19 protein-coding genes and 3 pseudogenes are annotated in these 20,700 nt (G+C 62.7%); 10 read left to right on the plus strand and 12 right to left on the minus strand.

From position 1 onward, the window contains the following. Positions 1-616: 616 nt before the first annotated feature. The 7 genes from ABIE57_RS18560 to ABIE57_RS18590 all read right to left on the minus strand — a co-directional run bounded on the left by ABIE57_RS18560 (position 617) and on the right by ABIE57_RS18590 (position 6,039). Positions 617-820 (minus strand): hypothetical protein, encoded by a 204-nt coding sequence (locus tag ABIE57_RS18560; protein WP_354540546.1) that lies wholly within the window; start codon positions 818-820, stop codon positions 617-619. Between the two features lie 107 nt (positions 821-927). Next, complete coding sequence (locus tag ABIE57_RS18565; protein WP_354540528.1) at positions 928-1,854, minus strand: energy transducer TonB; 927 nt, start codon at positions 1,852-1,854, stop codon at positions 928-930. Then, positions 1,851-2,237 (minus strand): ExbD/TolR family protein, encoded by a 387-nt coding sequence (locus ABIE57_RS18570; RefSeq protein WP_354540529.1) that lies wholly within the window; start codon positions 2,235-2,237, stop codon positions 1,851-1,853. The genes ABIE57_RS18565 and ABIE57_RS18570 overlap by 4 nt, the downstream gene beginning before the upstream one ends. Continuing rightward, positions 2,234-2,617 carry an ExbD/TolR family protein gene (locus ABIE57_RS18575; protein ID WP_354540530.1) on the minus strand — a complete coding sequence of 128 codons (384 nt, stop codon included), beginning with the start codon at positions 2,615-2,617 and terminating at the stop codon, positions 2,234-2,236. The genes ABIE57_RS18570 and ABIE57_RS18575 overlap by 4 nt, the downstream gene beginning before the upstream one ends. Then, on the minus strand, positions 2,610-3,284 hold the full coding sequence (locus ABIE57_RS18580) for a MotA/TolQ/ExbB proton channel family protein (protein ID WP_354540545.1): 675 nt from the start codon (positions 3,282-3,284) through the stop codon (positions 2,610-2,612). The genes ABIE57_RS18575 and ABIE57_RS18580 overlap by 8 nt, the downstream gene beginning before the upstream one ends. Before the next feature lie 14 nt (positions 3,285-3,298). After that, positions 3,299-3,757 carry a hypothetical protein gene (locus ABIE57_RS18585; RefSeq protein WP_354540531.1) on the minus strand — a complete coding sequence of 153 codons (459 nt, stop codon included), beginning with the start codon at positions 3,755-3,757 and terminating at the stop codon, positions 3,299-3,301. A gap of 158 nt (positions 3,758-3,915) precedes the next feature. Further along, a complete protein-coding gene (locus tag ABIE57_RS18590) occupies positions 3,916-6,039 on the minus strand; it encodes a TonB-dependent hemoglobin/transferrin/lactoferrin family receptor (protein WP_354540532.1) in 2,124 nt (707 codons plus the stop codon). Positions 6,040-6,263: 224 nt separating this feature from the next. Here ABIE57_RS18590 and ABIE57_RS18595 point away from each other — a divergent pair, with 224 nt between their 5' ends. The 4 genes from ABIE57_RS18595 to ABIE57_RS18610 are packed head-to-tail and all read left to right on the plus strand — an operon-like array spanning position 6,264 to position 10,033. Continuing rightward, the gene (locus tag ABIE57_RS18595) at positions 6,264-7,307 is read left to right on the plus strand and encodes a hemin-degrading factor (protein ID WP_354540533.1); all 1,044 of its coding nucleotides are present in this window, start codon (positions 6,264-6,266) and stop codon (positions 7,305-7,307) included. After that, positions 7,304-8,203 carry a heme/hemin ABC transporter substrate-binding protein gene (locus tag ABIE57_RS18600; protein ID WP_354540534.1) on the plus strand — a complete coding sequence of 300 codons (900 nt, stop codon included), beginning with the start codon at positions 7,304-7,306 and terminating at the stop codon, positions 8,201-8,203. Before ABIE57_RS18595 ends, ABIE57_RS18600 begins: the two co-directional genes overlap by 4 nt. Next, positions 8,184-9,251 (plus strand): FecCD family ABC transporter permease, encoded by a 1,068-nt coding sequence (locus tag ABIE57_RS18605; protein WP_454283786.1) that lies wholly within the window; start codon positions 8,184-8,186, stop codon positions 9,249-9,251. Before ABIE57_RS18600 ends, ABIE57_RS18605 begins: the two co-directional genes overlap by 20 nt. After that, the gene (locus tag ABIE57_RS18610) at positions 9,248-10,033 is read left to right on the plus strand and encodes a heme ABC transporter ATP-binding protein (RefSeq protein WP_354540536.1); all 786 of its coding nucleotides are present in this window, start codon (positions 9,248-9,250) and stop codon (positions 10,031-10,033) included. The genes ABIE57_RS18605 and ABIE57_RS18610 overlap by 4 nt, the downstream gene beginning before the upstream one ends. 425 nt (positions 10,034-10,458) lie before the next feature. On the opposite strand, the gene dctP is transcribed toward ABIE57_RS18610, so the two are convergent. From dctP to ABIE57_RS18630, 3 genes are read right to left on the minus strand one after another with little or no spacing between them, the layout of a single operon-like run. Continuing rightward, on the minus strand, positions 10,459-11,550 hold the full coding sequence (gene dctP / locus ABIE57_RS18620; protein WP_354540537.1) for a TRAP transporter substrate-binding protein DctP: 1,092 nt from the start codon (positions 11,548-11,550) through the stop codon (positions 10,459-10,461). Between the two features lie 14 nt (positions 11,551-11,564). Next, positions 11,565-12,887: a TRAP transporter large permease gene (locus tag ABIE57_RS18625; RefSeq protein WP_354540538.1), complete on the minus strand. Its 1,323-nt coding sequence runs from the start codon at positions 12,885-12,887 to the stop codon at positions 11,565-11,567. Next, positions 12,877-13,377, minus strand: a complete 501-nt coding sequence (locus tag ABIE57_RS18630) for a TRAP transporter small permease subunit (RefSeq protein WP_354540539.1) — start codon at positions 13,375-13,377, stop codon at positions 12,877-12,879. Before ABIE57_RS18630 ends, ABIE57_RS18625 begins: the two co-directional genes overlap by 11 nt. 459 nt (positions 13,378-13,836) lie before the next feature. On the opposite strand from ABIE57_RS18630, the gene ABIE57_RS18635 reads away from it, so the two are divergent. From ABIE57_RS18635 to ABIE57_RS18655, 5 genes are read left to right on the plus strand one after another with little or no spacing between them, the layout of a single operon-like run. Beyond that, on the plus strand, positions 13,837-15,513 hold the full coding sequence (locus ABIE57_RS18635; RefSeq protein WP_354540540.1) for an amidohydrolase: 1,677 nt from the start codon (positions 13,837-13,839) through the stop codon (positions 15,511-15,513). 44 nt (positions 15,514-15,557) lie between these two features. Further along, positions 15,558-16,670 carry an ABC transporter ATP-binding protein gene (locus tag ABIE57_RS18640; protein WP_354540541.1) on the plus strand — a complete coding sequence of 371 codons (1,113 nt, stop codon included), beginning with the start codon at positions 15,558-15,560 and terminating at the stop codon, positions 16,668-16,670. Further along, positions 16,670-17,572, plus strand: a complete 903-nt coding sequence (locus ABIE57_RS18645; protein ID WP_354540542.1) for an ABC transporter permease — start codon at positions 16,670-16,672, stop codon at positions 17,570-17,572. The genes ABIE57_RS18640 and ABIE57_RS18645 overlap by 1 nt, the downstream gene beginning before the upstream one ends. After that, positions 17,559-18,362 (plus strand): ABC transporter permease, encoded by an 804-nt coding sequence (locus ABIE57_RS18650; RefSeq protein WP_354540543.1) that lies wholly within the window; start codon positions 17,559-17,561, stop codon positions 18,360-18,362. Before ABIE57_RS18645 ends, ABIE57_RS18650 begins: the two co-directional genes overlap by 14 nt. Positions 18,363-18,391: 29 nt before the next feature. Then, entirely contained in the window at positions 18,392-19,420 is a 1,029-nt protein-coding gene (locus ABIE57_RS18655) for an ABC transporter substrate-binding protein (protein WP_354540544.1), read from the plus strand. A 166-nt stretch (positions 19,421-19,586) separates the two neighbouring features. Here the strand turns inward: ABIE57_RS18655 and ABIE57_RS18660 are convergent. Both ABIE57_RS18660 and ABIE57_RS18665 read right to left on the minus strand, forming a co-directional pair. Further along, positions 19,587-20,132 (minus strand): annotated as a pseudogene (locus ABIE57_RS18660) (ISKra4 family transposase); the annotation flags it as partial. Beyond that, positions 20,132-20,251 (minus strand): annotated as a pseudogene (locus tag ABIE57_RS18665) (IS256 family transposase); the annotation flags it as partial. The pseudogenes ABIE57_RS18665 and ABIE57_RS18660, both read right to left, overlap by 1 nt. Before the next feature lie 211 nt (positions 20,252-20,462). On the opposite strand from ABIE57_RS18665, the pseudogene ABIE57_RS18670 reads away from it, so the two are divergent. Continuing rightward, positions 20,463-20,606 (plus strand): annotated as a pseudogene (locus ABIE57_RS18670) (IS110 family transposase); the annotation flags it as partial. Positions 20,607-20,700: the final 94 nt, after the last annotated feature.

The raw sequence follows: 20,700 nt of genomic DNA on the forward strand, positions 1-20,700 counted from the left end.
ACCCGCACTCAGGGCTGAAAATGCGCTCACCACGCGAGTTCATCGCAGCTCAAACCGCAACCGCCTGAGTGTCCGGTGAAACGGGGGCAAGACCACAGTGCCGCAAGGGTGCGCACCACTGCGCGGCGGGATGCCTGTATAACTGTCCTTGTCATCATGTGCTGACCTCCGTTCGGTTTCAGACTCATATCGGGCGACGCTTTCCCTTATGTCGGCCAAGCTCTTCTGGCGGACCCTGCCCCTTGCACCTGTGCGAGGAGAAGCGGGTGATGAACATCACAGACAAGTGAACTATCAAAGTGAATTGATCTCAGCACAATTCAGAAGGTGCGAACTTGGATCTCAGGCGGATGAAATTGGCGCGAAAAGAGAACTTTGAGTGGCAGACAGCCGTAAGATCAACGACGACGGGTTGATGAAGTCTGAGCGGTTTGTGGTGCGCCTGATCAATCAGCGAGGTCGAGGGTCATGTGCTCGATCGGTTGGCCGATTGTCTGCCAACCGTCAACTTTGCGAATCTGGATTTGCACTGATATCATTCACGGATATCACCCTGCCTCAGACCACAGCAGTGCCCTGCCCTGCCCTGCCTCCGCAGGTCCGCGATTGACAACCCTCAAAGCGCCTGCCGCTTCTGATGGAGCCGCGCGATGGCCATTCGCTGTGTTCCCGATTGAAACTGGCTGATCCGAGCAGGTCCTGTGGTGATCGCCCCTCTGCCGTCCAATGCCCTGCTTTGCATCGCCGATTGCTCGATCATGCCCGTCGTGGACAATTTCAACGGCCCAGCGATCATGATCAGGGAAAAGGCGTCGGACATGATCCTAAAGAATCGCGCGGCCTAAGCCGCGTGTCACGCCGGCATTGCCAATTTTGGACAGCCCTTTTTCGCAAAAGTTTTCTTGGCAATGCCGATGTGACACGTCTTCATTGTCCTTTGATCTGAAAGGAAAAACGGCGCTGAGCCGCGCGGGGCGGGGCGGGGAATGGTGCCGCGCGTCGTACCATATCAAGCGCGGCGCGGTCGAGGCGGTCGGAGCCGGAAGAACGTGCGATGCCGACGGAGGCGAGGGCACCGCCCTCGGCGATGGTGAACTGCACCAACGCTGCGCCACGGCTATCGGCGCGCGGGCGCGGCACGCGAGCGAGTTGACGCATCACGAGGCCGGGATAATTGCTGGCCGCCGCATTGCCCTGCGTGGCGTTGCGGCTTGTGCTGTCGCGCCCCTGCTGTGCGACATTCGCCGTCTCGCGCCCGGTTGCAGCGCCGCGCCGGGCATCGCGGGTTGCGTTGCCGCCCTTGGTGCTGTGTGTCGCTGTTGCCCGAGCGGGCGCGCGCCGAGCGGCGGCAGTCGCCTCCAATTCGCGCGGGCGTGCTTGCGGGCGTTTCGAGACCTGCAGACCGGTCTGTTGCTTTGGATTGGCTTCGACGACGTCGCCGGGGGGGCGCGCAGCCGTGGGTGCCGCCGTCGCGCGCGCTACCACCCTCTCGGTGGCGTTTGACGCGATCTCGGGCAGGATGGCCTGCGTTCGATCGCTTGATGGCGACATATGTGCGGTTTGCACGACAGGCCAGCTTGCCTGCGACGGCTCTGAACGTCGGGTCACGTCCGGCGCGACCGGTTCAGTTTCGGCTTCTGCCTGCCGGTTCGACGTCACGGTGGTCGCCGATACGGGCTGCGCCACGCCTGCCACCAGATCGGCAAAACTGTTGCCAAGCGTTACCTCGGCCGCGCCTGTCCCACCCTCGATCTCGATCTTCAGGCGTGGGTCGGCCACCCACAATGCGAACCCATGCAGCGCCAGCGCCGACGCGGCGCAACCGAGCGCCACGGCGCGCGACACGCGGATCATCGCACCCCCCGTTCGGTTACCATCACCACGCGCCCTGCCCCCGCCGCGCGCAAGGCCGCGCCCAGCCGGAGCAGGTCAGGCGCAGGCAGGTCGGCATCGGGCACGATGCGCACGGTTTCGTGCCCTGCGTCAGGCCGCGCAGCGATATAGGCGGCGGCATCCGGCAGCCCCGCGCCCCGAAACATCAGCCGCCCGTCGGCATGGATCAACAGCGCATCAGGCGGGGCGCGGCCCTCAAGATCAGCCGTGCGCACCAGCCGCAGATCCCCATCGAGCGGCGGCGCAAGCGTGGCGGCAGCCATGAAGAAGATCAGCATCAGGAAAACGATGTTGATCAGCGGGATCGTCGGCTCTGGCCGCTTGCGGGGGTTGGGTGCCCTCATGACGGCACCAGCACCTGAACCGAGAGTCCCGGAATGCCGCGCAAGGCGAGCAGGAGATCGGTCAACCGTTGCGCCGTCACATCTGCGCCGGTGCTGACGAGCGCGCGGGTTTCGTCACCCTCGATCAGGGAGGCGAGAGCCTCGTTCAGTTGTGCGAGCGTCACCTCGCGCGCGTTCACGCGCAGGCTTTCGGCACGCAACTGCACGAAAATGGGCTGCACCTGGGACACACCCGGCTGGCCCGCGCCTGCGGTGCCAAGCTCGATCTCGGAAAACTGCGAGAAGGTCGAGGACAGCATGAAGAAGAGCAGCAGCAGAAAGATCACGTCGATGAGCGAGGTGAGCGAGAGGCGCCGCCGCCGAAAGGCCGCATCACGCACCTTCGGGCACCGCCAAGCCCTGCGGCACCGGAGCCGCAGCCGCGCGCGTTCCGGCGTGATGATCGGGGCGCAACACCACCCTCAGGGCATGGTCTGCCAGCGCCCGCTCGGCGGCCATCCTTGCATCGAGCCATGACAGCACGACCGAGGCAGGCATCGCTACCGCCAGCCCGGCAGCGGTGGTCAGAAGCGCCACCCAGATACCGCCCGCCAGGAGCGAGGGATCGACCTGCGCGCCCGCCGATTGCAGAGCCTGGAACGCCTCGATCATGCCCAGAACCGTGCCGAAGAGGCCCAGCAGGGGTGCCACCTGCGCCACCATGTCGAGAAACCGAAAGCCGTGTTCGAGGTGGGAAAACAGCTTCTCCGCTTCGGCCTCAAGTCGGCGAATGGTCGCTGAATCGGCCGTCTCGCCCGCGTCGAAAGCCCGCGCGATCACCGGTGCGAGATAGCTGCGCGAGCCCATGAGCGTTCGCCGCGCGGCATGGGCGTCGCCCCGGTCCCATTCGGTCACGGCAGCGCGCAAGGCGTGGTGCCGCCCCACGCCCGATGCGCGGAACTGCCACAACTTGTAAAGCGCCACCGCCAGCGTCGCCACCGAGAGCGCGGTGATCAGCGCAATCACCGGCCCGCCCATCTCGACGAAGCCTCGCAGCCGCTCGATCATGGCAGCCATGCCACTCATCCCGACACCTCGATCTCTGTGTCGTTCGAAAGCCGCAGACCATCGAGACAGGCAGCGGGCGAGAGCCCCGCCCCCTCGCAGGTGCCGATCCCGTTGATCAGAACCGCGCCGAGACCATCGCAGGTCAGCCCTGCAAGATCGAATTGGCGCACGCGCGGGCGTCCTTCGGGCAGGGCACCGAAATCGAACAGCGTCATCCTTGTGACGTGCCCCGCAACATCGAACAGCACGGCCTCCGACACCAGCTTCTCGATATCCGAGTCAAGCCCGTTGCGGATAACGAATGTCAGCCGACAACTCCCCTTTTCGGTGCCGCTCACCGTGTTGAGCCTCAGATCGAGTTGCGGTGGCGGGGCGTTATCGGACGCTTGGGCCAGGCCCATGCCCGCCGCGCCCGCGCACAGCCATGCCGCGATGATGCCGCTTCTGAAAACCTGTCTGAATTGCCTGCTCATTGCCCATGCTCCTGACACTCCCGGACCCGAGAGAAACCACAAGGCTGGCGCAAGGCTGGCTGTGTCGAATGCTTCACGCGCCGATACGGTCGCGCGACGCCCTAACTACGACGATAAAAGCGAAAGAGTCAAGTTTATCGCCGTCGCTTTTGCAGGTCTCAGAACCGTCGGGAGATCGCGAATCTCGCCGTCACGCCGGGATTGTTGAGACCGTTGGGATGCACGCGGTAGTTTTCGTCGAACACATTGTCGACGGCTGCGCTGATCACCGTGCCCTCAAACGCTCCGCGCTGCGGTTGCCAATTGGCGAAAATATCGAAGATCTCGGCCCCGTCCACGGCAAGGGTTCCGTCAGGAAGATCGCCCTCATCAAGCTCGCGCAGGAAGGTGGCGCGCGCGCCAAGCTCCCATCCTGGCGCGGGGCGCACGCCCCCGGTCAGCACGAGCCGGTCCTGTGGGATCGAGCCCAGCTTGCCCGCACCATTTCGCCCGTCGCCGCGCGGGATGGTCAATGATGCGCGCCCGAACCATGTTCCGGCATCGTAATCGGCGCTGGCCTCCAGCCCGTAAAGTTCGGCGTCGATATTGCGCGAGGTGGTCGATCCGCTCACCTCAAGCCGCCCTGTGATCGGATTGAAAGCCGTTGTCGCGGGGTCGATGAAAGTCACGACCGTGTCGATGAAATCATCCACCTGCGCGTAGTAGATATTGCCCGAGAGGTCGAGGCGGTCGCCGGAGCGGATCACGCCCGTCATCTGGTGTCGCACCCCGATCTCGATCTGGTCTGCGGTTTCCGGCGACAGGTTCGGCGTCGGCAGGAACTCGTTTATCCCGGTGAAGAACGGCGCCCCCGCCCCGCCGAGGGGGAATCCCGGCCCGGCGATGAAATGCACGCCTTGCGGGAACATCTCGGTCAGTGACGCCGCGCGGAACGACCGCGACGCCGAGGCAAAGACCTGCGTGTTCTCCGTCGGTCGCCAGGACAGTGCCAGCTTGGGCGAGAATTCCTCGTCAGAGCGGCTGGAGAATCCGCCCTCGGGATCGGTGTCGATCACGTCATAGCGCAACCCGGCGGTCAGCGTGAGCGCGGGCGAGACCTTGAAATCGGCCTGCGCGAACACGGCGTAGAATTGCTGCTTGGCATCGGGGGTCTGGGCGCGCGCCGCGCCGTCGCGGGTGCCCATCTGTTGGTCCTCGAACGCCTCGAACCCGTAGGCCAACGCCACCGGCACGCCGATGTCGAATTCCGAGACATTGGTGATTTCGAAGCCCCGCGTCTCGAAATCCGTGGTGTCAAATCGCCCGTCGAAAATGCGATCCTCACGCACCGCGGTGTCGTTGCGGTAGAAAAGCGTGCTAAGATTGATCAGGTCGTTGCCCGTCGGGTTCCAGTCCAGCCCGACGCGGAACTGTTCATGCGTCAGGTCGCGGTTGACGCTGGTGGTGGGCGTGCCCTGCACATTGGTGTTGGGGGGCGTGACGCCCGCGTCCTCATAGCGTTGATAGCTGGCCTCGAGGCGCAGCCCCTCGGTAGGCTCAAAACCGAATTTCAGCAGGTAATTCTCGCTGTCGATCTCGCTGTCGACGATGTCATCGCTCCTGCCGTCCTCCAGATCGCTGCCCCGGTCGCGCCCGGACAGAAAGATGAGCGCGTCGAACGCGCCGTGCTGCACCGCGCCGGTGGCCCCGTATTTCCATTCGTCGCCGTTGGAATTGTAGCCGAGGCTCACCTCGCCGCCCACGGTCTTGCCCGGCGCGATCACGTCGCGCGCATCCTTGGTGTCGACAAAGACCACGCCGCCAAGCGCGCCCGACCCGAAAAGCGTCGAGGCCCCTCCGCGCAGCACCTCGACCTGTTTCAGGATCATCGGATCCGTAAAGAAGCGCCCGCGATGCGCGAGGTTGAAGTTCTGCCGTCCGCCGTCAAAGCGCAGCACCACCTGCTCGTCCTGGAAGCCGCGAATATTGACTTCCTGGCTCACCCCGCGCGGCCCGCCCTCGATGGTCACCCCCGGCACATCGTCGAGCAGGTCGGCATAGGTCGAGGGCTGGCGGCGGCGGATTGCCTCCTCGCCCACGACGCTGGCCGCATTGGGGGTGTCAAGCAACGCGCGTTCATCGCGGGCCGCTCCGAAAATCAGGATGTCAGGCAGGCGAAAAGTGTCTTGCGTTCTGCTCCCGGTATCCGGTTCCGCGCCCGTCTGTTGTGCCTGTGCGGCCAGCACCCAGCCGAGGCAGAGCGCGCTCGATACCATCAGAACTCGTCGTGACTGTCGTGCCATGTCGTTCCCTTCCATTGTCAAACACATGGTTTTCACCGGTGTGCTTGCGGCGGGCTGGCACGGCGTTTCATTGGCAGCCCATCCTTTCAGGATCAGGCTCTTGCACTCGATACTGTTTTATGACCAAAAGAGTCAAGATAAGGGTGCCGGTTAAATCCCGTCCCTCAGCCACGTCGCCTCCGCGCGATGCAGCCATCCCTCCACACATCAGAAAAGAGGTCGGCATGGCTGTCACCGATACCCCGTCTCCCGAAACGATTCGCACCTTCCGCGCAGAGAATCCGCAGATGCGCCCCCGCGATCAGGCCGATGCGCTCGGCCTGCCCGAGGCGGCGCTGATTGCCGCTTCCTGCGGAAATGGCGTGACCCGGATCAAGGCGCATCCCGATGCGGTGATGGACGCGGCGCAGGTTTTGGGCGAGGTCATGGCGCTGACGCGCAACACAGCTTGCGTGCATGAAAAGGTCGGGGAATACGCCAATTACCACACCGGCGATCACGCGGCGATGGTGCTCAATGAGGCGATCGATCTGCGCATCTTTCCGACGCATTGGCGCCACGCCTTCATGGTCGAGTCCGCTACACGCCGCAGCCTTCAGGTGTTCGACGCGGCGGGCGACGCGGTGCACAAGATCATCCTGCGCGACGGCTCGCATCATGGCGCATGGGAGGGCTTGCGCGCCTCGCTCGCGCTGCCCGATCAGGGGCAGGTGCTCGCGCTTGCACCGCGCCAGCCGACCGAGGCCCCCAAGGCACACCCCGACAAGGCCGAGGCCCTGCGCGCCGAATGGCGGCGGATGACCGACACGCATCAGTTCCTGCGCCTGACATCCAAGCTCAGGATGAACCGCCTTGGTGCCTACCGCATCGCCGGGGCCCCGTTCGTGCGCGCGCTCGCACCGGACGCGGTGGACGACATGCTCACTACGCTTGCGGGCAGCGGCATCGCGGTGATGGTCTTTGTCGGCAATCGCGGCTGCATCCAGATCCATTCCGGCCCGGTCCACACGCTCAAGCCGATGGGCCCGTGGCAGAACGTGATGGATCCGGGTTTCAACATGCATCTGCGCCGCGATCACATCGCCGAGGTCTGGGCGGTCGAGAAACAGACCCGCGAAGGCCCCACCACCTCGGTCGAGGCGTTCGATGCCGAGGGCGGGTTGATCTTTCAGGTCTTCGGCCTGCGCAAGGAGACGGGCGATTATCGCACGGAGTTCGCCGCGATGGTGGCGGGCCTGCCCGGTGCGGACATGGCGGTGGAGGCGTGACGCGCCCCACCCTCTCCCGCCGCGCGGTGTTGGCGCACGGTGCGGCAGGCGCGGCGCTTTGCGCGCTGCCCGCCCTCGCACACGGTGAAGGCCGTGTGCTCTCCATCGGCGGGTCGGTGACCGAGATCGTCCATGCGCTCGGGCAAGGTCATCGGCTCATCGCGCGCGACACCACCTCCACCTGGCCGCCCGAGGTGACGGACCTGCCCGATGTGGGCTATGCCCGCGCGCTCAGCCCCGAGGGGGTGCTGTCGGTCGCGCCCGATCTTATCCTCGCGACCCAAGACGCGGGCCCGCCCGAAACCATCTCCGTGCTGCGCGCGTCGGGGATTCCGTTCATATCGGTGCCGGATGCGCAGAACGGCCCCGGCATCCTTGACAAGATCGCGACTGTCGGAGAGGCGCTTGGCGTGCCGGACCGCGCCCGAGCGCTTATCGACGAGACCCGCGCCGCCCTTGACGCGACCCGCGCCGAGACTGCGCGGATTGCCCCCGAGGATCGAAAGCGCGTGCTTTTCATCCTCAGCCTTCAGGGCGGGCGCGTCCTGGCGGGCGGGCAGAACACGCAGGCCGATGGCATCATCGAGATGGCCGGGGCGGTCAACGCGGTGACCGCGTTCGAGGGCTACAAGCAAATGACCGACGAAGCGGTGATCGCCGCAGCACCCGATGCCATCCTGATGATGACACGCGGCGGCGATCATGTGATCGAGGACGAAATACTCCTCTCGCTGCCCGCGATCCGCACCACGCCCGCCGCGCGGACGGGCACGGTGATCCGGATGCCGGGGCTTTACCTGCTGGGATTTGGTCCGCGCACCGCACAGGCGGCGCGCGATCTTCATGCCAAGCTCTATTCCGCAGCCGGGACAGATGATGACGCTGACCCACGTTGAACCGCTGCATGCGGCGCAGGTGCCGGACCGCCGCCGCCGCGCGCGTGCCGCGCATCTGTGGCTGGCGCTGCTGCTGGTGGTGACCTGTGTGCTGAGCCTCGAGACCGGGGCCTCGGGCGTATCGCTCATCGGGCTGCTGTCCAGCGGGGCCGAGAACGAGGCGCTCGCACGGGTCATCCTGTGGGAGGTGCGCCTGCCGCGCATCGCTATGGGCGTGCTGGTCGGTGCGGCGCTGGCGGTCTCTGGCGCGGTGATGCAGGGGCTGTTTCGCAATCCGCTGGCCGATCCGGGCATTGTCGGTGTCAGTGCCGGTGCGGGGCTGGGCGCGGTCACCGCCATCGTGCTGGGCGGGTTGCTGCCGCCCGCGCTTCAGACCGCCCTTGGCCTCTATACCGTGCCGCTCGCGGCCTTTCTCGGCGGCTGGGCCTCGGTGCTGCTGCTCTACGCGGTAGCCACACGCGGCGGGCGCACCTCGGTGGCGACAATGCTTCTGGCGGGGATCGCGCTCGGGGCGCTCTCGGGCGCGGTTTCGGGGCTTCTGGTTTACGCCGCAGATGATCAGCAATTGCGCGATCTCACCTTCTGGGGGCTTGGCTCGCTGGCAGGCGCGACATGGGCCAAACTGGCCACGGCGGTGCCCGTCATCGTGCTCGCGCTGGCAGGTGCGGCCTTTCTCGGGCGCGGGCTGAACGGGCTCGCCTTGGGCGAGGCGACAGCGCTGCATCTTGGCCTCAACGTGCAGCGGCTCAAGGCGCTCGCCATCCTCACCGTGGCCGGGGCGACTGGCGCTGCGGTGGCAGGGTCGGGTGGGATCGGCTTTGTCGGCATCGTGGTGCCGCATCTCCTGCGGCTTGCAACCGGCCCCGATCACGGGCCGCTGCTTGTGAATTGCGCGCTTCTGGGGGCAAGCCTTTTGCTGGGTGCCGACATGATCGCGCGGCTGGTCATCGCACCCGCCGAACTGCCCATCGGGATCGTCACTGCCGTTCTGGGGGCGCCGGTTTTCCTGTGGATCTTGCTGCGACGTCGCGGGCTGGTGGACCTGTGACGCTACGGGCTGAGGGGATAGGTGTAATGCTGGGCCGCACGCCCGTGCTGTCAGGCGTTGATCTCGAGGCACGGCCGGGGCGGGTGACGGCCATCGTGGGGCCGAACGGCTCTGGCAAGACGACGCTTTTGCGTGCCCTGACGGGTGAAATCGAGGCGGCGGGACGGATCACGCTTGACGATCTGCCGGTGGGGCCGCGCCATGCGGCGGCGCTGGCGTCGCGACGGGCGGTGCTGCCGCAGGCCACGCGGCTGGCCTTTCCCTTCACCGTGATCGAGGTGGTGCGCCTCGGCCATCTGGCCGGGCCTCATGCCGCGCAGCAAGATTTGCCCTCGCGCGCGCTTGACCGCGTCGGCCTCGGGCCTCTGGCCCATCGGTTCTATCAGGATCTCTCGGGCGGCGAGCAGCAACGCGCGCAACTGGCCCGCGTTTTGGCGCAGGTCTGGCAACCGCACGGCAGCGATGGCGCGAACTGGCTCTTTCTAGATGAGCCGGTCTCAAGCCTTGATATCGGTCAGCAGCTTGCGGTCATGCGCATTGCCCGCGATTTCGCGGCAGGCGGCGGCGGCGTGATCTGCGTGCTGCATGACCTTAACCTTGCCGCGATGTTCGCCGACGCCATGGTGGTTCTGCGGCAGGGGTGCGTGGCGGCGCAGGGCGTGCCCGCGCAGGTGATGACCTCTGACCTCCTGTCAGCGGTCTATGATTGCCCCCTGCGCGTCAGCATCGCACCGCCTGGTGACGTGCCATTCATCCTGCCCCATGCGGCCGGGGCGATTTGACAGGATCTCCGCCAGCCGCCGGTTGGGTGGGGTTCGTTCACCCGGAGATTACGCCACCTTCAATTTTCCACCACCTTCGCGACACGACCCAAAAATGCTCCGAATCCGCAGAATCTGATTAATTAGGATGCAGTGACACATGGCTCGCCGACGTCATCGCCGACATCTCCGACATGCCGGTCTCACGCCTGCACGAGTTGCTGCCGTGGTGATGGAACGAAGCAACGCACCAGGTCAAGGCTGCCTGACCGCGGCCCTCGGCGGATGCTTGCTTAAGACCCCGCCAGCCAGACCAGCCGGCAGCACGGCTCTTGCAAGACCAATCAGATAACCAGCAAAAAGTCCCCGCCAATGGCGGGGACTTTCTCGGCATGGGGCTGACCTTCGCGCCCGGTAAGGCAACCTTCCCTATTGATATGTCACGCTTATTCGGCGCACACGCGGATGGCCTCGATGTCCGGGCCATTCGGGGTCCGGCCCAGATTAAAGGGGGCGGACGCGTCCCGCCATTTGGCGTAGTCGGCCAGGTACTCGAGTTGACTCAGATAGACCTTGGCGGAGGCAGGGTTTTCGCATGCGGTCTCAACGATCACTTCGTTGGCAAGTTCCTGAACGCGCGCCAGCGTCTCGTCGTCATAGCGGGTGATCTCGATACCCGCGTCAACGAATTGCTGATAGGCCTCTGTCGCGCGTTTTTCCGTGAACGAGAGCGACCAGATAAGATTGGCTTGAGCCGCGATTTTAAGGTCATCCTGTGTTTCAGGCGAGAGTGCGTCCCACGACGCCTTGTTGATCATCACACCAAAGACCGAGGCCGACTGGTGCCAGCCCGGGGTTGCCCAGAACTGGGTGACCTGGTGAAAGCCGCCGGAAAAATCGACGTTGGGGGTCGAGAACTCCGCACCGTCGATCACGCCGCGTTCCAGCGCCTGATAGATTTCGCCACCAGCCATGGACACCTGATTGCCGCCCAGTCTCTCGAGCAAACGGCCCTGTTCGAGACCCGAAAGGCGCAGGCGCTTGCCTTGCAGATCCTCAAGGGTCACGATTGCCTCATTGGTACGGAAACCGGATTCGTTGTTGGTCACGCCATAGGGCAGATAGACCATGCCGAACTTGCCGTAGATTTCGTTGTAGAGCTCAGCGCCGCCCCACTGTTCGATCCAGTTGACATAGTCGATGGCGTTGAAAAGGCTGGCTGTGGTTGCCAGAGGGGAAAAGGCCGAATCCCGGCCCGCCCAATAACCGGGCCAGTCCGCCCCGGCCTGAATGGTGCCGGATTCCACAGCGCCGAACACTTCACCCGCAGGCACAAGCGCGCCGCCTTCAAAGAATTCGATGGTCAGAGCGTCACCGGTCAGCTTGTTGGCGAGCTCTACAAAGTGCTTGTCGATTTCGATCAGTTCCAGCGAACTCGGCCATGTGGTGGTCATGGTCCAGCTGTCCTGTGCATGGGATTGCGTGGAAATCCCTGCGGCCAGTGCGAGGCCCGTCACGAGGGCAGTTTTCGTTTGCATGGAAGTCTCCTTGTTTACTTGGTGTAGAGAGTCTCTGGCAGCCACAGGACCAGTTGCGGGAACATGGCTACAGCGAGGCACATGATCAGGATCAAGCCAATGAATGGCAACACCCCGATGACGATTTCCGAAGTCTTGACCGATTTGGGAGCAATGGCGCGCAGGTAGAACAACGCATATCCAAAGGGTGGTGTAAGAAACGATGTCTGCAGCACCACCGACATCAGTACCACGAACCACAACAGGCTTATGTCCATCTCCTGGACGATCGGCAGGAAAATCGGAAAGGACAGAAGCACGATCCCGGTCCAGTCGAGGAACGCGCCCAGAATGAACACGATGAACATCATCACCGTGATCAGCATCCACGGCTCCATATCCATGCCGCGGATGATCTCCTGCGTGGCTCGCAGCCCTCCAGTTATGTTGAACACGCCTGTAAAGGCCGTCGCCCCGATCACGATAAAAAGGATCATCGCCGAGGTGCGTCCGGTTTCCAGCATCGCGCCGTAAAAACTGGCCCACCGGAACTTGCCGCGAAAGATGACGATCAGGAGCGCCAGCGCAGCCCCTATGGCCGAAGCCTCTGTTGCCGTGGCGATCCCCATCAGAAGTGAGCCGAGGATGCCGAGGATCAACACCAAAGGCGGAACGGCCTCAATCGCCAGCATCTTGAGAAGTGCGGCGCGGCTGACTTTTTCATCAGGCTCCACGGCAGGGGCCATGTCGGGTCTTACGATGGCGACGATCACGACCCAGACAGCATAGAGCAGGCCGAGCACCACGCCGGGAATCATGGCCCCGGCAAAGAGCTCTCCGACCGAAAGAGGGGAATAGCTTGCCATCAATATCAGCATGATCGACGGCGGTATGAGAATCCCGAGACAGCCCGAGGCCGCAATAACCCCGGTCGTGAGCGTCGGACTATAGCCATATTGCAGCATCGGGCGCAGGGCCATGACGCCCATGACCGTGATCGAGGCCCCGATTATGCCGGTTGTTGCCGCCAACAGGATCGAGATGAACACAACCGCCAACGCCAGACCGCCGCGCACGTTGGACATCATGAGCCGGAGCGACTCGAACATTCGATCCGTCACACCACTGTCTGATAGAAATCGGGCCATGAGCACAAAGAGCGGGATGGCGATCAGGGTGAAATTGTCCAGCACATCGCCGAAAATACGGTTGATGACGATGCCCAGCACCATTGGCTTGCCAGCGATCAGCGCGCCCAGAACGGCCGTGCCGCCCAATACGAAGGCAAGCGGATGCCCCATGAAGAGACCCAACAGCAGCAGGCCGAACATACAAAGGGCAATGACTTCAGGCGTCACTTTGCGCCTCCTGACGATTGAGGACTATCTTCAGAACTTCCGCAATTCCCTGAAGCAGCAGCAAGGCTGCGGCGACCGCCATCGCGATCTTGAGCGGATAGACGGGAAGCTGCACCGATCCGTAGGTGGTTTCACCCTGCGCATAGGACCGCATCGCGAAATCATAGGACCGGGATGCAAACACCCAGGCGAAGGGAAAGAAAAAGATCAGATATCCCAGCGCATCAACAATGCGGGCCGGCGTCTGTGACAGATTGGCCGTGAGCAGATCTACCCGGACATGGGCATTGTGCCGAAGCGCATAGCCGCCGAGAAGAACAAAATAGAAACCGAACATCTGCTTCGTGACGTCAAAGGCCCAGCGGGTTGGGTCGTTGAACACGTAACGCATGAAAACATCGTAAATGATGATCCCCGCAAACATGATCGCGACAACCGAAACGAGTCGTCCCACGATCTCGTTCAGACAGTCGACAGACCGAATGATCATGCTCTCCCCCTCCGTTTTCGCGGGGATACTACCCAGTTAGGACCGAGGCACAAGGCAATTGGCCCCGATGGTTTGCCGAAAGGTGGAAGAGCCATCATAACAACATGAAAAATATTATTTTTTGTCTCTGCCGTCAACCGCGCGCGGTTCGAAAATCGACCTCCACCAGGCTCCCGTGCACGCACCGCTCCCCGTCGCCGGCGTTGTCAAGCGGGTCGAGTGCGGTTTTGCGGTCCCGTGAACGGCCTTTCACGGCGTCATCGCGAGGGGATGGCCTGCCCCACGTTCCCGCGGCCGTGAGCCGCCAAGGCAGCCTGTGTCATGACATCACCGGGAAGGGCCATCACCGCCTCAGGCCGCGTTTGCGCGAAACGCTCCGGATGGTGCAAATTTGATCAAAAAATTGGACCGGCAAACAGCATTCTGCTATCGTCGAAATTTGCAACATCATGGTGCCAGATGCCTATCACCCTCTTGATCATTAACGCGCGCGGTCTGACCATGGATCCCGACGCCCCCGAAACCGATGCGGTGGCTCTTGCCGGCGACAGGATCGCGGCCCTCGGCAGCGCGGCCAGGTCGATGGCCGGTGCGGACTGTCCGGTGATTGACGCGAAGGGGGCGACAGTGCTTCCGGGTTTTATCGAAAGCCATCTGCACCTGTTCATGGGCGGCTCTGAACTGGCGCATCTGCAACTCCTCGGGGTTCATGGTCCTGACGCGCTGGCTCATGCGATCCACGCCTATGCGGCGGCCAATCCGGACCGCAAGGTCATCGTGGGACAGGGCTGCGATTACGGTATTTACGATCACCCGCTGACCCGGCACGATCTCGACGCCATTCTGCCGGACCGGCCTGTTTGCCTGCTGGCGGCGGACCATCACACCGCCTGGGCCAATACCATGGCTCTTGAACAGGCGGGCATTCTCCGGGGCGCGCAATTGGGCCCGGGCAATGAGATCGTCATGGACAATGGCCTTGCCACCGGAGAGTTGCGGGAGTTCGAGGCCAAGGCACCGGTGCTGCGGCTGGCCGGGGAAAACCGTATCATGGCAGGGATCGCCACCGGGGCCGATCCGGTGCCAAAGCCGACGCATGACGACATGCTGGCGGATTTACCGGCGATGGAGCGCGGATTGCGCCATTGCGCGCGGCACGGGTTCACCAGTCTCGTCAACATGGATGGCAACCGCTACACGCTTGAGGTGCTCGATCATTTGCGGCGTGAGGACAGGCTGACGGCGCGGGTGAGGGTGCCGTATCATTACCGCAACGACCACAGGATTTCCGACCTCGCCAAGGCCAGCGCCATGAGCGCCGATTACAACGATGACTGGTTATCCTCCGGTTTCGTCAAGCTGTTCATGGACGGGGTTGTGGACAGTGGCACCGCCGTGATGCTCAACGATTATCCCGATCAGCCCGGCTGGCGCGGCGAGCCGCTGCATGAGGCGGACCGCTTTGCGGAAGTCTGCATCGAGGCGGATCGGCGCGGGCTTCAAATCGCGGTCCATGCCATCGGTGACGGGGCGGTGCGCAGGGTGCTTGACGGCTATGAGGCCGCGCGCGAGGCCAATGGTCGGCGCGACGCGCGCCACAGGATCGAGCATATCGAACTGATCGACCGTGGCGATATTCCGCGGTTTGCCGAAATGGGTGTCTTGGCCTCCGTCCAACCGTCACATCCGCCGGGTGCCATGGATTTCCCGCTATTTCCTACCCTCGACAAGATCGGACGCGACCGCTGGGCCGATGCCTATCTAACCCGCACGTTGCGCGATGCCGGGGCACGGATCGTGTTCGCCTCGGATTGGCCGGTGGCCGATATCAACCCGCTCCGCTCGATTCAGGCGGCGGTGACACGGCAGCCCTATGAGGGCGGACAAGACGAGCGGCTGACCCTGCGCGAGGCACTGGCCGCCTATACCATCGGCGGGGCATATGCCGAACATACCGAGGACCGCAAAGGCATGTTGCGTGTCGGCTACCTGGCCGATGTGGTCATTCTGTCGGGGGATGTCGAGGCGGTGCCCGCAGATCAGATCGCCAGCCTGGGTGTAGAAAAAACCATCTGTGGCGGTCGGATCGTCTGGGATGCTGCCGTCGATCAGGACCGGGGGATCGAAATCGCTTGAAAGATTCGGCAACACGCGCTCGACTGTCGGAAAAAGAGGAAGACATGGTGGCCGACGGCGCACAACAAAGCGGCAACGAAATCGAAATCCAGGCGGTCAGCAAGGTGTTTGGCCAGGGCGCAACCGCGTTTCACGCCTTGACCGGGATTGATCTGACGATCCGTACCGGCGAGTTTTTCACCCTCCTCGGGCCGTCCGGCTGTGGCAAGACCACGCTCCTGCGGGTGATCGCCGGGTTTGAACATCCCAGCAGCGGGCAGCTCCGGATCAAGGGGCAGGATGTCGTAGGCCAAGCCCCGAACCGGCGTATGGTGAACACCGTGTTTCAGAGTTATGCGCTTTTTCCGCATATGACCGTGGCGCAGAACATAGGCTTTGGCCTCAAGATGCTCGGCCGTCCCCGCTCCGAAATTGAGACCACCACCGCAGAGATGATGCGACTGGTCAAGATGGAGGCCATGGCCTCGCGCAAGCCCGCAGAGTTGTCGGGGGGGCAGCAGCAACGCGTGGCACTGGCCCGTGCTCTGGCCCCGAGACCCCGCGTGCTTTTGCTCGATGAACCGCTGAGCGCGCTCGACCTCAAGCTGCGCAAGGAAATGCAAACCGAGTTGAAGCGGCTTCAGGTGGAAACCGGCATCACGTTTGTTTTCGTGACCCATGATCAGGAAGAGGCGCTGACCATGTCGGACCGCCTTGCCGTCATGAGCAAGGGGCGCATCCTGCAACTGGGCAGTCCGCATGACATCTATCACGCCCCGACGGAGCGCTTCGTGGCCGATTTCATCGGCGAGACGAATTTTCTGTCCCTGAAGGTGATCACGGTGCAGGGGCGCGGTGCCGACCTGGCCTTGCCCGGTGGCCGAATAGTTCCGGCGCGGATTGCCGAGGGGGTGACTCCGGCAGTGAGCGAGGCCGTTTCCGCCGTGATCCGCCCGGAACAGGCGCAGCTGGTCGAGGCGGGTACGGGCGATCTGTTAGCGACCGTGACCGGCGCGGTTTTCTTTGGCACCGACACGCATATCCATCTGACGCTTGAGGATGGTCAGGCCTTTACAGTCAGGCGTCAGAACACCATCGGGCAGGCGGACCCGGAGACGGGCGCGCGGGTCGGCTTGTCCTTGATGCCCGGCGCGCTTCAGGTTCTGCGGGGGTCGTGATGAAACGCGACTCGCATCGCTGGAAATGGATACTGGTGAGCCCGGCGCTTGTGGTCCTGATCCTTGCCGCCTCTGGCCCGCTGCTGATCGTTGCGGTTTATTCCGTCCTCAGCCCCGGCAATATGGGTGGGGTGTCGTGGGATTTTTCGACCGAAGCCTGGTTCCGGGTATTCTTCAAGCGCGATATCTTCGATCCCGAAAATGTCACGCTCAACGCGGACCATCTGGCGGTGTTCCAGCGCACCTTGTGGCTGTCTTTTCAGACGACGGTGATCTGCGCGGCACTGGGTTTTCCGACAGCATGGTTCATCGCGACACGCCCGGTCAATCGCAGGATGATCTGGCTGTTTCTGATCACCGTTCCATTCTGGACCAACCTCTTGATCCGCACCTTCGCGATACAGGAGTTGATCCGCAACAGCGGCACCTTGAACACGGCACTCCTTTGGCTGGGCCTGATCGACAAGCCTCTGGAACTGATGTATACCGATTTCGCGGTTTTGCTCGGCATGAGCTACGTGTTTCTGCCCCTGATGGTGCTTCCGCTTTATGCGGCGATGGACAAGCTGGATTTTCGACTGGTCGAGGCGGGATATGACCTTTACGCCAGTCGCATGCAGGTCTTGTGGCATGTGATCCTGCCCTTGGTGAAGCCGGGGTTTATTGCAGGCTCCATCCTCGTGTTCATTCCCTCGATCGGTGCCTATGTCACGCCGCGCGTGCTGGGCGGCGGTCGGACGATGATGTTGGGCAATCTGATCGGCTTGCAGTTCGGCCAGGGGCGCAACTGGCCGCTTGGATCGGCCTTGGCGATGGTGTTGCTGGTGATCGTTGTCGCGGCGCTGGTATTCTATCTGCGCATCACCACCCGCGAAACCGGGGGGCGCGATGGCCAGTCATAGGTTCAATGTCCGCTCCCTGCCCGGATTTGGCGTGGTCGCCATCCTGACGCTGGTGTTGCTATATCTGCCCATCATCACGCTGGTCGTCTTTTCCTTCAACGAGGCGCAATCGCAATCCATATGGGGCGGATTATCGCTGAAATGGTACGAAGCCGCGTTAAACAACCGGCAGGTCGTCGATGTGTCGATCCGCTCGCTTTGGCTGGCGCTGGTCGCCGCCGGTATTGCCACGGTGCTGGCAACCCTGGCGGCATTGGCCACAACGCGAGTGAGCCGGTTTCCGGGCCAGACCATGATTTATGCGCTGATCAACCAGCCGCTGATGGTGCCGGAGATCGTGACCGGCATCGCGCTTTTGATCTTTGTCGCCTTCCTGAAGGTGCAGACAGGGTATTCGGGAATGGGGTATCTGATGGCGGCGCACACGGCCTTCTGTATTCCCTTCGCCTATCTGCCGATCCGCGCCCGGCTCGAGACGATGGACCTGACGCTCGAGACCGCCGCGGCCGATCTCTATGCAACCCCCGTGCAGGCATTTACCCATGTCACCCTGCCGCTTCTGGTGCCGGGGATCGTGGCAGGCTTCATGCTCGGGTTCGTTGTATCGCTCGACACTGTCGTGATCACCGAATTCGTGAAATCCGCCGGGCAGGACACTCTGCCCACCTATATGCTCGGCCAGTTGCGCCGCAGCGTCACCCCCGAGATGAACGCCATCGCCACGCTGTTTCTGGCGCTGTCGTTGCTGGTGGTCAGCGTGTTTTTCCTGATCACCCGTAAAAGGGTATAACCGCAACCATGACCACAGGGAGACGACCAATGAAGAAACTGATCGCAAGCGGCCTGACCGCACTCTTGGCGACCACCGGCCTCGCAAGCGCGCAAGGCGTGGTGAACCTCTACAACTGGGGCAACTACACCAACCCCGAATTGCTGACCAAGTTCGAGGCGGAAACCGGCATCAAGGTGAATGTCACTGATTATGACAGCAACGACACGGCCCTTGCGCGCATCCGTCAGGGCGGTCATGGCTTTGACATTGTAGTGCCGTCGAATTCCTACATGCAGACTTGGATTTCCGAGGGGCTGATCGTCCCGCTCGACAAATCCATCGTCACCAACCATGGCAATATCGCGCCGGAATGGGTCAATGTCGATTTCGACCCCGGCCGCGAATATTCTGTTCCGTGGCAGTGGGGCACCACCGGCCTGATCGTAAATACGAGTGTCTATGATGGCGACATCAACGACGCTTCCATCATCTTCAACCCGCCAGACGCATTGAAGGGGCAGATCAATGTCATCCCCGAAATGTCCGATGTCATGGCCATCGCGATCTATTACGCGGGAGGCGAATCCTGCACCACCGATATGGAGGTGATGCGCAAGGTGCGCGACACTCTGGTCGAAGCCAAGGCACATTGGAAAGCGCTGGATTACGGCACGGTCGATGCCCATGTCGCCGGCGATTTCTCGGCCGGAATTTACTGGAACGGCGCGACCATGCGGGCGCGTTTGCAGAACGCGGACCTTGCCTATGGTTATCCCAAAACCGGCTATCCGATCTGGATGGACAGCGCCGCGGTACTGGCTGATGCGCAAAACCCTGAAAACGCCATGAAATTCATAAATTTCATACTCGAGCCCGAGAATGCTGCGATGATCTCGAACTTTGCGCGCTACGCCAATGGCGTGACCGGATCCGAGGCGTTCATGGATGAGGTGATGCGCGAGGCACCGGAAATCGTCGTCGCGCCAGAGCTGGCGGCGGCGGGCAAGTTCAGCCCTGCTTGCTCGCAGGAGGTGAACGATCTGCAATCACAGATCTGGACCGAAGTATTGCAATAATCACGCTCAGGTGCATCCCTGTCTTCTCAGGGATGCGCTCCGCGCCTGTAGTAGCTGCCGGCTTGCTTGCTGTCGTCGAGCTTTACCCGCGCCAGCGGCTCACCCCGAGATCGTCACGCAAAAGCGGGTGCCGGTCTTGTGGGGAGTGGGCAAAACCAGGTGGCCAAGCGGCCCGCTTTGAGGCGCCTAGCCTTCCATCAGGGACAGCCGCCCGCGTGACGGCAACCCGATGTGCGCCCTGCGGTAACCACCTCATGCGCCGTCGCTTGCCCATTCGAGTGTTCCCGGTATCATCGACGCAGCGTTCTGCCCGGGACGATGAAACCGCGAGGCCATTCCGGTGTCGATGGCCGTAGTCTACGAGGGCGTCGAAGTTGTTCGCAAGGTAGGCATAGAGATCCTGACATCGGGCTTTGACGCGTCTGACCGCTTCCCGTAATTCCCGGGTTTCGGCGCGCAATCGATCACAATCGATTTGGAGGATCTTGAGGGTTGTCGCGGCGGTGATCACTTTCCCGTGCCAAAGGTACCAGCGCAGTATTTCGGCAGGGCGCTCGAAGAGGCGTCGCAACCCTGAAAAGTTCTTCCATTGCAAAAGTACTTGCACCGCATTCTCAACGTGCTTGACCCGCATCGAGATCTGCCACCAGTCCAGTATGTGCGTGACGGGATTTTGAGCGGCACGCCTCACCAAATTCGGCAGGGCAGGTTCTTGGCACCAATCTCCAGCTCCATCAGTCGTTCGGCAGCGAAGCCGATCATCTCGCGAAGCAGATCGGCATCGCCGCTCTTCTCTACAAGCGCACGCAGGTCCATCATGGGCTTGGTCATCGGGGATGTCCTTCGGTTCAGGTTGGCTCAGCAACCCGACCCTACCGAAAAACCCGATGGCCACCGACAGCTACACCACGTCTTGGGACGTCACCAAAAAACTCCTGACGGTTCGGCATGAGCCGCCACTGATGAAGTGGATGGCTCCCGCTTTCGGCATCGCAATGTGCCATGTTGGGTGCTGTGAAACGGCCAACAAAGGGAGCCATCCATGGACAAGGTTACTATACTCGGGATCGATCTGGCGAAATCTGTTTTCCAGCTGCACGGCGTCGACGTGGAGGGGCGGGTGCTTTTGCGGCGCCAGTTACGGCGTAGCCAGATGCTGGAGTTCTTTCAGCGCCTGCCGCCGTGTGCGTATTCCGGAACATCCGCCCACCCATTCCGACAACATGCGCCCACCTGTTCCGGGCTATCCGCCCACCTGTGACGCGTTGCCGTGAGGCAGC

It is taken from the genome of Roseovarius sp. MBR-6, assembly GCF_040547525.1.
Classification (GTDB): Bacteria; Pseudomonadota; Alphaproteobacteria; order Rhodobacterales; family Rhodobacteraceae; genus Roseovarius.

Bases quoted from the DNA above. Each gene is read 5' to 3' on its own strand.
- ABIE57_RS18635 (WP_354540540.1), top strand. From the start codon at position 13,837: ATGCCTATCACCCTCTTGATCATTAACGCGCGCGGTCTGACCATGGAT.
- ABIE57_RS18655 (WP_354540544.1), top strand. From the start codon at position 18,392: ATGAAGAAACTGATCGCAAGCGGCCTGACCGCACTCTTGGCGACCACC.
- ABIE57_RS18570 (WP_354540529.1), bottom strand. From the start codon at position 2,237: ATGAGGGCACCCAACCCCCGCAAGCGGCCAGAGCCGACGATCCCGCTG.
- ABIE57_RS18560 (WP_354540546.1), bottom strand. From the start codon at position 820: ATGTCCGACGCCTTTTCCCTGATCATGATCGCTGGGCCGTTGAAATTG.
- ABIE57_RS18580 (WP_354540545.1), bottom strand. From the start codon at position 3,284: ATGATCGAGCGGCTGCGAGGCTTCGTCGAGATGGGCGGGCCGGTGATT.
- ABIE57_RS18630 (WP_354540539.1), bottom strand. From the start codon at position 13,377: ATGATCATTCGGTCTGTCGACTGTCTGAACGAGATCGTGGGACGACTC.
- ABIE57_RS18590 (WP_354540532.1), bottom strand. From the start codon at position 6,039: ATGGCACGACAGTCACGACGAGTTCTGATGGTATCGAGCGCGCTCTGC.
- ABIE57_RS18585 (WP_354540531.1), bottom strand. From the start codon at position 3,757: ATGAGCAGGCAATTCAGACAGGTTTTCAGAAGCGGCATCATCGCGGCA.
- ABIE57_RS18640 (WP_354540541.1), top strand. From the start codon at position 15,558: ATGGTGGCCGACGGCGCACAACAAAGCGGCAACGAAATCGAAATCCAG.
- dctP (WP_354540537.1), bottom strand. From the start codon at position 11,550: ATGCAAACGAAAACTGCCCTCGTGACGGGCCTCGCACTGGCCGCAGGG.
- ABIE57_RS18650 (WP_354540543.1), top strand. From the start codon at position 17,559: ATGGCCAGTCATAGGTTCAATGTCCGCTCCCTGCCCGGATTTGGCGTG.
- ABIE57_RS18605 (WP_454283786.1), top strand. From the start codon at position 8,184: ATGACGCTGACCCACGTTGAACCGCTGCATGCGGCGCAGGTGCCGGAC.
- ABIE57_RS18595 (WP_354540533.1), top strand. From the start codon at position 6,264: ATGGCTGTCACCGATACCCCGTCTCCCGAAACGATTCGCACCTTCCGC.
- ABIE57_RS18645 (WP_354540542.1), top strand. From the start codon at position 16,670: ATGAAACGCGACTCGCATCGCTGGAAATGGATACTGGTGAGCCCGGCG.
- ABIE57_RS18565 (WP_354540528.1), bottom strand. From the start codon at position 1,854: ATGATCCGCGTGTCGCGCGCCGTGGCGCTCGGTTGCGCCGCGTCGGCG.